Annotated in this window: 7 protein-coding genes and 1 riboswitch; of the genes, 4 read left to right on the top strand and 3 right to left on the bottom strand. The window is 67.4% G+C overall.

Translation table 11 applies throughout. The features are described 5' to 3' along the window. Nucleotides 1-153: 153 nt before the first annotated feature. Complete coding sequence (locus tag AC07OC_RS00245; RefSeq protein ID WP_369643762.1) at nt 154-591, bottom strand: GNAT family acetyltransferase; 438 nt, start codon at nt 589-591, stop codon at nt 154-156. Between the two features lie 34 nt (nt 592-625). Continuing rightward, nucleotides 626-3,370, bottom strand: a complete 2,745-nt coding sequence (locus AC07OC_RS00240; protein ID WP_218341576.1) for a DUF349 domain-containing protein — start codon at nt 3,368-3,370, stop codon at nt 626-628. A gap of 945 nt (nt 3,371-4,315) precedes the next feature. Here AC07OC_RS00240 and AC07OC_RS00235 point away from each other — a divergent pair. From AC07OC_RS00235 to AC07OC_RS00220, 4 genes are all read left to right on the top strand, one after another. Next, nucleotides 4,316-5,158 carry a lytic transglycosylase domain-containing protein gene (locus AC07OC_RS00235; RefSeq protein ID WP_218341575.1) on the top strand — a complete coding sequence of 281 codons (843 nt, stop codon included), beginning with the start codon at nt 4,316-4,318 and terminating at the stop codon, nt 5,156-5,158. A gap of 96 nt (nt 5,159-5,254) precedes the next feature. Next, a riboswitch (ZMP/ZTP riboswitch) is annotated at nt 5,255-5,410 on the top strand. 35 nt (nt 5,411-5,445) lie between these two features. Next, complete coding sequence (gene glyA / locus AC07OC_RS00230; protein WP_218297714.1) at nt 5,446-6,690, top strand: serine hydroxymethyltransferase; 1,245 nt, start codon at nt 5,446-5,448, stop codon at nt 6,688-6,690. A gap of 21 nt (nt 6,691-6,711) precedes the next feature. Then, a complete protein-coding gene (gene nrdR, locus AC07OC_RS00225) occupies nt 6,712-7,161 on the top strand; it encodes a transcriptional regulator NrdR (RefSeq protein ID WP_218297715.1) in 450 nt (149 codons plus the stop codon). Nucleotides 7,162-7,354: 193 nt separating this feature from the next. Continuing rightward, the gene (locus AC07OC_RS00220) at nt 7,355-8,257 is read left to right on the top strand and encodes a DMT family transporter (RefSeq protein WP_218341573.1); all 903 of its coding nucleotides are present in this window, start codon (nt 7,355-7,357) and stop codon (nt 8,255-8,257) included. A gap of 10 nt (nt 8,258-8,267) precedes the next feature. On the opposite strand, the gene AC07OC_RS00215 is transcribed toward AC07OC_RS00220, so the two are convergent. Then, nucleotides 8,268-10,094 (bottom strand): bifunctional metallophosphatase/5'-nucleotidase, encoded by a 1,827-nt coding sequence (locus tag AC07OC_RS00215; RefSeq protein ID WP_494600300.1) that lies wholly within the window; start codon nt 10,092-10,094, stop codon nt 8,268-8,270. Between the last annotated feature and the right edge of the window lie 106 nt (nt 10,095-10,200).

Genomic DNA, 10,200 nt, shown 5'->3' with positions numbered 1-10,200 from the left:
CCGGGGCACCAAACAATAAAAAAAGCCGTTGCAACCGCAACGGCTTTTTTTATTCCCGCCCCGCCCTCGACAGGCGGGCAACGGGCGGCTCTTCGTGGCCATCAATGCCCTGCGCGGCCCACGCTCCGGACAAGCCCCCCCCCCCGGCCCTGCTCAAAGATCAGGTATCAACCGCTTGCCCAGTGAAAACGCCTCGTCGCGCGCATAGCCGAGGGCATCGTAGAAATGCAGGACCCGGGCATTGCTGGTACGCACCAGCACATTCACCTTGGGACACCCGAGCCGCAGCAAGCGCAGCTCCACCTCCGCCATGAGACGGCGCCCCAGCGCCAGCCGCTGATGCCCCGGTGCCACCGCGAGGTAGTACACGGAGCCCCGGTGGCCGTCATAGCCCGCCATGGCGGTGCCCACGAGCCGTTCCGCCATGCCGTCTCGCGCCGGCACCACCGCCACCAGAAAAAGTTCTGGCTGCACCAGAAGCTTGCGGGCGATGTCCTTGTGAGGATCGTTCCAGGGGCGGACAAGCCCGCAGTCGTGCCACAGCGCCACCGCGGCAGCCTCATCGGCCGCCCCGAAAGGCCGGATGTGCACCGGCAACCCGCCAGCCATCGCTTCTTTGGCCCTCTTACTTGCGCAGCAGTGCCTTGAGCGCGTTCTGAAGGCGGCGCGCATTGGCCGCGTCGCTGGCGCTGGCCAGCACGCGGGCCGCGTCCTGCCCCCAGGTCTGCGCTGGCGCGGGATCGTTGCGGCGCGTGAGCAGTTGCAGCTGCAGCATGCGCCGGGCGGCGATGTGCTCCGCGGGCGTGGGCGCCTCTGCGGCCATCTCCAGGCGCAGCAGCGCTTCCGAGGCATCGCCCTTCGGCGCCGCCGACAGGGCCTGCGCCCAGGCGTTGCGCACCGATGCCGTCACACCCGCTCCGAGATCCTGCGTGCTGGGCACCAGGCCCGCGTCGCGCTTTTCCCACGCGGTCAGCAATTGCGTCAGTGCCTCGCCGTGGGCTTGCGCCGCCAGTTTTTTCAGGGCCAGCTGGGCATGCTCCATGGCGTCGCGCTGCGCGCGGAAAGCGGTGTCTCCCAGGCGCGGGCCCCGGTCTTCCTGCGCAGGACGGTCGCCGAAACGGCCACCCCGGTCATTGCGGTCGCCAAAACGACCGTCTGGACGCGGGCCGCCACGGCCGGCATCACGGTCGCCAGGGCGGCCATCCCTGCGGTCGCCGGGGCGCGCACCACGGCCCGGCGCAGCAGGCGCATCCTTCTTCATGCCCGGCCGGTCGTCACCGCGCACGGCCACCACGGGCCGCGCCACGGGCTTGGGTGCCGCGGGCGCCGGTGCGCAAGCCACCGGCTCCGCCTCCACACCCTCGGCCACCGGATCCGCCGGAGCTTCCGAAGCGGATTCAGCCGCCATGGCGGACTGGCTCTGCTCGTCCTTCTGCGCCGAGGCCACGGCCTGCGCGGCCTGCGCCTGACCGCGCAGCGCGGCCTCCAGCGCCTGCATGGCAGAGCGGATCTGCTGCGCATCCCCCGTCGCATTGGCGGCTTCCAGGGACTTGGAGGCCTCCAGCACCACGCGGTCGCGGGCGCTCAATTCGGTGACTGCGCGCTCACGGTCTGCGGACTTGCGGTTGAAAGCCTCGTCGATGGGCTTGCGGAACGCGTCCCACAGCTTTTGCTCGTGCTTGCGGTCCAGCGGCACCGTCTGCGCCTCGGCCTGCCAGCGCTGCTGGAGCGCCTTGACCGCATCAATGCGCAGCGCGGGCGCAGCCCCCAATGCGGTGGCTTCGTCGATCATGGCGTGGCGACGCGCCAGGCTCTCCTTCTGGGCTGCTTCCAGCGGGGCCGCCGCCGAGGCGATGGCCTGCTTCCACAAGGGCTGCAGCTCGGCAAAGATCTTCTCGCCCACATGACCACCTTCGCGCCAGCGGTCGCCAAACTGGTGGAGCGCGCGGTTGATGGCCTTCCAGTCACCCGACGCCGCGTGCGCTTGCGACCATGCCTTGAGCTCCTCGATCAGTGCCAGGCGCTGCGCCTTGTGCTCGGCAGCCTCCGTGCGGATCTTGTCCAGCCAGGCCTCGACCACCTTGTGGGCCGCGTTGCAGGCTTCATCGAATTTTTTCCACAGCGCATGGTTGGGTGCGCCCCCCTGGTCCGCCTGCTTCCATTGGTCGCGCAGGTTGCGCAGGATTTCCTGCATCTTGCGGCCACCCAGGGCCTGGCCTTCAGGACGGTTGAGCAAGGCCTCGGCCTTGGCCACCAGGTCCTCGCGCACCTGGTCGGCACTCCAGCGCTGCCAGCCCTCCAGCTCGCCAGCCGCCACCAGGGCCGCGTGCACCTGCTGCTCCAGGGCATTGTCGATGTGCTTTCCATGCACCTTGAGCACGGCGCGCAGCGCGGCTGCAGCACCCGCGCTGGCCTTGCCATGGCCTTCGGCGGTTTCCTTTTCGAGGACGGCCAGGGCTTCGCGCACGCTTTGCGCGGCCTTCTCGATCACTTCAGGAGCCGCCTTGGGCTTGGCCGCACGCGCGGGCTTGGCCGCGGCCGCCGCAGCAGCGGCCTCCGTGGGCAGGCCGCGCGCGGCGCGCAGCTCGTCGGCCCATACGGGCACGGGCGGCAGTGCAGCGCTGGCATCGGCCGCGGCCGCCACGGCCTGGGCCACGGCGGGCTGGAAAGCCTCCCACACCACCAGCAACTGGGTGCGCGACGCATCGAGCAACGCAGGAAAGCGCGCTTCCACGCTCGCCCAGCTGGCATCGCTGGTGAGTTCCTGTGCCTGCTCCTGCCAGCGGGCCACATCGGCACGCAGGAGTTCAAGCGCCGCCTGCGCATCGCGCCAGGGCTTGGTGGAAAGCACTTCAATGCGCTGGGCCAGCAGCACGGCGGCCTCGCGCTGCACCTGCACGCGATGCTGCAGGTCTTCGATCACTTTCACACGGTCCGCGACCTGCACCTTGAGCAGCGACAACGGCTCGCGCGACAGCGGCGCACCGGCCTTGGCCGCATCGCGCTGCCAGGCCATGGCATCGGCGATATTGAGCTTGGGGGCCGCAAGAAGGGCCTGTGCCTTTTCCGCCCACTCGGCGGCGATGGCCTCCTGCCCCTTGGCGCGGCGGATTTCGTCAAGGCGCTCGCGCACCGCGCGGGCTGCGCCCTTGTCACGGCCGCTCAACTCCTTGAAGACCTCCTGCAACTGCTCCGGGGCAGGCTGCGTGGCCAGCCAGTCGCGGATGCGGGAGGCGCGCTCACCAGAGGTGGCGGCAGAAAAGGCGCCGCCGGTCAACGCATCAAGCGGATGCGGCTCATGGGTTTTGGCCGGGGCCGGATTCACTTCAGGTGCGTCGGACATTTTGCTGCGGGAAAAAAATGGAAACATGGATCCAATGGATAACAAAGGCTCCCCCAGGCGCATTGCCTGGAGGCCCGCCCTGGCAACCGCACTGCACGCGCGCCAAGGCAACAAGGAGACTATTTTCACCGGGTTCGGCCAACAGACCGCAGCATGGCGCTGCGCCAAACCCCGAGGGTGATCTGGCACAAGGCTTTGCCAGACGGGCTGACATGCTGCGACCCCCGCAAGGGGCATCGCCCGCGACTCCGGGCGAACTGTCGCCGCTCTAGGGAACAGCCCCCATTATCTATATATAAGCGCCGCTAGCCCAGACAGCCCGCCAGCACAAACAAGAAAGCCCGGCGGACAGTGCCTCAAGGCCTGCCTGCCGGGCTTGACGGCTGACACAACGGTCTTTGCCATCGGTCGCAAATGCGGAGATGAAGGTCCACACTGCGAGGAGGCAAGGTATTGCCTCCAGGGGGTGCCTTGGAATCCTCATCTGCTGCACCAGGGCACTGAATGCCTTTGGAGGGAGACTTGGTTTCGTCTGGCGATGCCTGAAATCAACAGGCAACTGAACCTTACCAAAGTAGTTGCCGCAGTTCAAACTGGATTCTCAATGGCGAAAAGTCCACCGATTGAATTTGACATGAGCTTGTAACAACCCGCCTGAGGCCACAGGCCCCAAGCGTCCGCCGGCACCCCAAAAACTGTGATTTTTTACATGTTTTTTATAACTTATTAGTCTTATTATTTAATTCATTAGTATTGACTAAGCATTTAGTGACCTCCTAGAATCCGCCAGCCCCAAAAACAGGCTAGTAAAAACCCCAACCCGCTGCCGAACCCGGCTAAGTCAAACCAGGCCCAAAGCACCCCAGAGATGTGCGGCCCACTTGATGGCGTACCAATCCAGGCGACCCGCTGAGACGGGACAGTCACCGATGACTGCCCAGGCTCAGTGCGGCGCTTCAGAAAGGAAGAGCTATGACAGCGTCAGGAAAAATAGTCTCCGGCGTGCGGACCTTCGTGTCCGACGTGACCGAAGGTTTTCTTGAAATCACCCACAACAGCTTCGCCCTCATCGGCCTGGCTGTGGCCTTTGTCGTGATCACCCTCACGGCCCGCCCGGACCTGCGCCAGGCAGGCGAAGCGCAACTGATGAACTGGCTGCAGGCCCGCCAGGTGGAAGTGCTTGGCATGCCCATCGAGCCCGAGGCCAGCGAGCGCGCCACGGCGGGCAATCCCAAGGACCTGCCCAAGGAGCAGGCCGCCGTCGCCTTCTGGCTCAGCAAGAAGTACCGCGTTGCCCCCGAGCCGCTGAGCGTGCTGGTGGCAGAGGCCTATGAAATTGGCGCGAAGTCCAAGATCGATCCCACGCTGATCCTGGCCATCATGGCCATCGAGTCGAGCTTCAACCCGTTTGCGCAAAGCGCGGTGGGCGCCCAGGGGCTGATGCAGGTGATGACCAACGTGCATACCGACAAGTACCAGAACTTCGGGGGGCACTTTGCGGCCTTCGATCCCGTGAGCAACCTGCGCGTGGGCGTGAAGGTCCTGCAGGAATGCATTTCGCGCGCGGGTTCCGTGGAGGGCGGGCTGCGCTTTTACGTGGGCGCCGGCAACCTGGCCGACGACGGCGGCTATGCCGCCAAGGTGATGGCCGAGCATTTCCGCCTGCGCCAGGTGGCCGGCGGCCGCTCCATGCCCACCGCGCCACCGCCCACGCTGTCCACCCAGGCACCCGCCCAGATCATCCCGGTGTCTGCGCCGCCCGCGACGCCAGCGGCGGTGGCGGCCGACAAGGTGGCCCTGCTGACGGGGCTCTGAGCCGATCCTGTGCCGCCGGCCGGGGCACCATGCCCCCGGGGCGCACGGCACTTCGCGCGATGCGACACAGGTTGCGCATGCCACGTCAGCTACACTAGCGGGGTACGCGACTGGCGATAGGCGCGGCATCCCGCACACAGGGTGCTGCCGCTGACGTGGAAACCAGCAAGGGCTTGCCCCTTGTGAACCACTGGGAAGCGTGCCGCACGGGGTTCATCCTTCTGCGTTCCGCCGTTCGCCTGGGCAGCCCTTGTTTCAAGGGACACAAGTTCATAGGACTGCCAATCATGTACGACCGCAATATTCTTGTCGAACAAACCGACCCCGAACTCTTTGCCGCCATCCAGGCTGAAAATGCCCGGCAAGAGCACCACATCGAGCTGATCGCCAGCGAGAACTACGCATCCCCCGCGGTGATGTGGGCGCAGGGCACGCAGCTGACCAACAAGTACGCCGAAGGCTACCCTGGCAAGCGCTACTACGGTGGCTGCGAGCACGTGGACGTGGCCGAGCAGCTGGCCATCGACCGCGTCAAGCAGATCTTCGGTGCCGAGGCCGCCAACGTGCAGCCCCACTGCGGCGCATCCGCCAACGAGGCCGTGTTCCTCGCGTTCCTCAAGCCCGGCGACACCATCATGGGCATGAGCCTGGCCGAAGGCGGCCACCTCACGCACGGCATGCCGCTGAACATGTCGGGCAAGTGGTTCAACGTGGTCTCCTACGGCCTTGATGCCAACGAAGCTCTGGACTACGACGCCATGGAGAAGAAGGCGCACGAAACCCGCCCCAAGCTCATCATCGCCGGTGCCTCGGCCTACAGCCTGCACATCGACTTCGCACGCTTTGCCAAGGTGGCCAAGGACGTGGGCGCGATCTTCATGGTGGACATGGCCCACTACGCCGGCCTGATCGCCGCGGGTGTGTACCCCAACCCGGTGCCGCATGCCGACGTGGTCACCAGCACCACGCACAAGAGCCTGCGCGGCCCCCGTGGCGGCATCATCCTGATGAAGGCCGAGCACGAGAAGGCCATCAACAGCGCCATCTTCCCCGGCCTGCAAGGCGGCCCGCTGATGCACGTGATCGCTGCCAAGGCCGTGGCCTTCAAGGAAGCGCTGCAGCCCGAGTTCAAGGCCTACCAGGAGCAGGTGGCCAAGAACGCCAAGGTGGTGGCCGAGACACTGACCGCGCGCGGCCTGCGCATCGTCTCCGGCGGCACGCAAAGCCACGTGATGCTGGTGGACCTGCGTGCCAAGGGCATCACGGGCAAGGAAGCCGAGGCTGTGCTGGGCGCCGCCCACATGACCATCAACAAGAACGCGATCCCCAACGACCCTGAAAAGCCGATGGTGACCAGCGGCGTGCGCATTGGCACCCCCGCCATGACCACGCGCGGCTTCAAGGAAGAAGAAGCGCGCATCACCGCCAACCTGATCGCCGATGTGCTGGACAACCCGCGCGACGAGGCCAACATCGCCGCCGTGCGCGCCAAGGTCAATGCGCTGACGGCCCGCTTCCCGGTCTACCGTTAACTTCACCGGTCAGCAGCCGCCATGAAGTGCCCCTTCTGCAGCAACCTGGAAACGCAAGTCGTCGAAACGCGGGTGTCTGAAGATGGGGTGTTCATCCGCCGCCGCCGCCAGTGCGGCGCGTGCGACAAGCGCTTCACCACCTACGAACGGCCGGAAGTGAGCTTCCCGGCCATCGTGAAGAAGGATGGCCGGCGCATCGAGTACGAACGCGCCAAGCTGCTCGCTTCCTTCAATCTGGCGCTGCGCAAGCGCCCGGTCAGCACGGACCAGATCGACAGCGCCATCGAGCGCATCGAGGAAAAGCTGCTCAACCTCGGCCAGCGCGAAGTGATCTCCAGCCGCATCGGCGAGCTGGTCATGCGCGAGCTCAAGAAGCTCGACAAGGTGGCCTACATCCGCTTTGCCAGCGTGTACCGCAGTTTCGAGGACATCGACGACTTCCGCGCGATGGTGGACGAAGTGCGCAAATAACCGCCGCGGCGCCCACGGCCCGTTTGTTGCCGGGCTGGGCTGCCCACGCACCCGCCTCCAGCCAGGCCCAGCGGCCACCTTGGCGATACGCTATCAAAAATATAGCTTTCGGCGCTTGAAGTAAAAGCGCCAGAGGCTATTTTCATGGGCAAAACACCCCCCTGGTGCACAGAAACACCGCGGCTGCCCGACAATGCCTGCGGTGAAAACCCGCCACTTCCTGCAGCTGGTGCTGCTGTCGGCCCTCTGGGGCGCTTCGTTTCTCTTCATCCGCATCGCAAGCCCGCTGCTGGGGCCCAACGTGATGGCCGCCCTGCGCATCGGACTGGGCACACTGACCCTGGTCGCCATCATGCGGGCGGCCGGCGAGCCCTGGCCGTGGCGCCACTGGCGCGAGCTGTTCGGGCTGGGCACGCTCACCGTGGCGGTGCCGTTCCTGCTGTATGCCTGGGCCGCCTTGCACCTGCCGGCGGGCTACAGCTCATTGCTCAACACGATGGCCGTTCCCTTCAGCGTGCTCGCGGCCGCGTGGATGAAGGAGGACACGCTGAGCCAGCGCAAGTGGCTGGGCTGCCTGTGTGGCTTCGCGGGCGTGGCCCTGATCGTGCAGCTCGGCCCGGTGGAGCCCACGCCGTCCCTGCTGGTCGCGGCACTGGCCTGCATCATCGCGTCGGCCTGCTACGGGGTCTCCACCACCTGGATGAAGCGGGCCACCACGCGCATGTCGCCCCTGTCGATCGCCGCGGGCATCCACGCCGCCGCGCTGGTGCTGCTGCTGCCGGGCGCCGCATGGAGCCTGCCCGAAGCCCGCTTCACCCCCGGGGCCGTGGCGGCGGTGGCGGTCATGGGCATCGCCACCTCGGGCCTGGCCTACTGGCTCAACCTGCGCGTGCTCGCCCAGGTATCCCCGGTGGCGGCGATGAGTTCCGCGTTCATGATCCCGCTGTTCGGGGTGGCCTGGGGGCATGTGTTCCTGGGCGAGGCCCTGGGCCCCGGCATGCTCTGGGGCGGCGCGCTCGTGCTGGTGGCCACCGGCCTGGTCACGGGCTTCAACCCGCTGCGCTGGCTGGCGGCACTGCGCCCGGGCAAGGAATAGCCGCCGCCGCTCAACGCACGGCGCGCGCGACGGACGTGATGCGGTTGGTAGCAGGCACGGCCACCGGACTCTGCGTGCGGAAGTAGGCCTCCAGCGCGTCCAGGTCCAGCCCGCCCACCAGGCGGTCGCGCCCTTCGGTCAGCACGGTGAAGTTGTCTCCGCCGCTGTCGAGGTAGCTGCTCATCACCACGCGCACCGGCATGTCGTCGCGCAGCGCAGCACCCTGCAGCACCATCTGGCTGACGCGCTCGCCCGCCGGCCGGGACAGGTCGAACTGGTAGGCAAAGCCCGATGAGACCGACAGCACGCGGGGCCGCTGCACGGTGTTGCTGCCGCTGGCGAACTGCTGCTCCAGCACCGCCCTGATCTGCGCGCCCGTGAAGGTCTTCACGACCAGCTGGTTGCCAAAGGGCTGCACGGCAAACAGCTGCCCGTAGCGCACCAGGCCCTGCGCATCCGGCACCAGGTCGGCACGCAGCCCCCCCGGGTTCATGAAGGACAGCTGCGCCCCGCCCTGCTCCGGCGCGCGCGTGGCGTGGAGCTGCGCATCGGCGACCAGGTTGCCCAGGGCGCTCTCCAGCGAGGGCGTCAGCACGCGGCGCAGGGCCGACACGGCCTGCCCCACCGGGCGCTGCGCCAGCGGTATGGCCGCCGCGCGGTAGGTGTCGACGATCTTTTGCACCGCCGGATCGGCCGGGAAGGAAGGCACGGCCGAGGTCATGGGCACGTGTCCCTGGCTGCCGGTGAAGGCCTCTCCCTGCACGATGACGTTGCGCGCCGTCTTGCGCACCACGCGGCGCGTGCGGGTGTCCACACGCAGCTGGATGTCGGTGAGCAGCGTCCCATACTGGCCTGCACTGGTCAGCAGGAAGGGCCTGGCGGGATTCACACGGGCGTAGTCGCACACGTAGGCCTGGTGCGTGTGGCCGGAGACCACCACGTCCACCGCGGGGTCCAGGCGCTCCAGGATGGGGACGATGTCGCCGGAGAGGCCCGCGCAGCTGGTCTCCTGCACGCCGGCCGTGGTGTTGCCGCCTTCATGGATGACGACCGCGATCACGTCGGCGCCCTGCGCCTTGAGCTGGGGAATCAGGGCATTGGCGGTGGCCGCCTCGTCCTCGAAGCGCAGCCCGGCCACGCCCGAGGGGCTCACCATGGTGGGCGTGGCCTGGAGCGTGAGCCCGATGACGCCCAGCGTCACCGTGGTGCCACCCTGCGTGAAGCGCTTGAGCCCCGTCGCGGGCAGCAGTGTCCGCCCGTCCTCGACGCGCACCGTGTTCGCGGCCAGGAAGCCAAAGCGGGCGCCCTTGAATGGCTGGCTGATCTGGCAGGGCTGGCGCGCCGTGAACTTCTCGCAACCTCCCTGCTGCAGGCGCAGCAGCTCGCGCCAGCCGCGGTCGAACTCATGGTTGCCCACCGCGTTGAAGTCGATCTGCATCTCGTTGACGGCCTCGATGGTGGGCTCGTCCAGGAATAGCGAGGACACCAGCGGCGACGCACCGACCATGTCGCCGGCGGACACGACCGCGTGGTGCGGCCCCCGCGCCTTGAGGGCTGCGATGGCGCTCGCGAAGTACGCCATCCCGCCCGCAGGCACCGCCACCGGCCCTGCGGGGCTTGGGACGGCATGCGCCATGCGAGGCGGCTCCATGTTGCCATGCAGGTCGTTGAAGCCGATGAGCGTGATGTCGATGTGCGCGGGTGCAGGCTCGCCGGCCCATCGCGTGGCCGTGCCGCAGCCCGCCAGGAGACCCCCGAGGACGCCCGCCGCCGCGAGCACCGCGCCGCTGCGCGCCCATCCTGAACCACGGAATGCCTGTGCCAACAACCTGCGCATGGAGAGTGCCTTGTCCAGTCCAGTAAAAAGGGCGCGCATCCCTGCACGCCCCGCAAACCACGGCGGCGAAGCGCCCGGGCCGGGCCCGGTGCGCTCTGCCATGCCG

The sequence above is a fragment of the Acidovorax sp. GW821-FHT10E04 genome (genome assembly GCF_059415185.1).
Note: the sequence above shows the minus strand (reverse complement) of the source record. Positions and strands in the feature narration are given on the sequence as shown.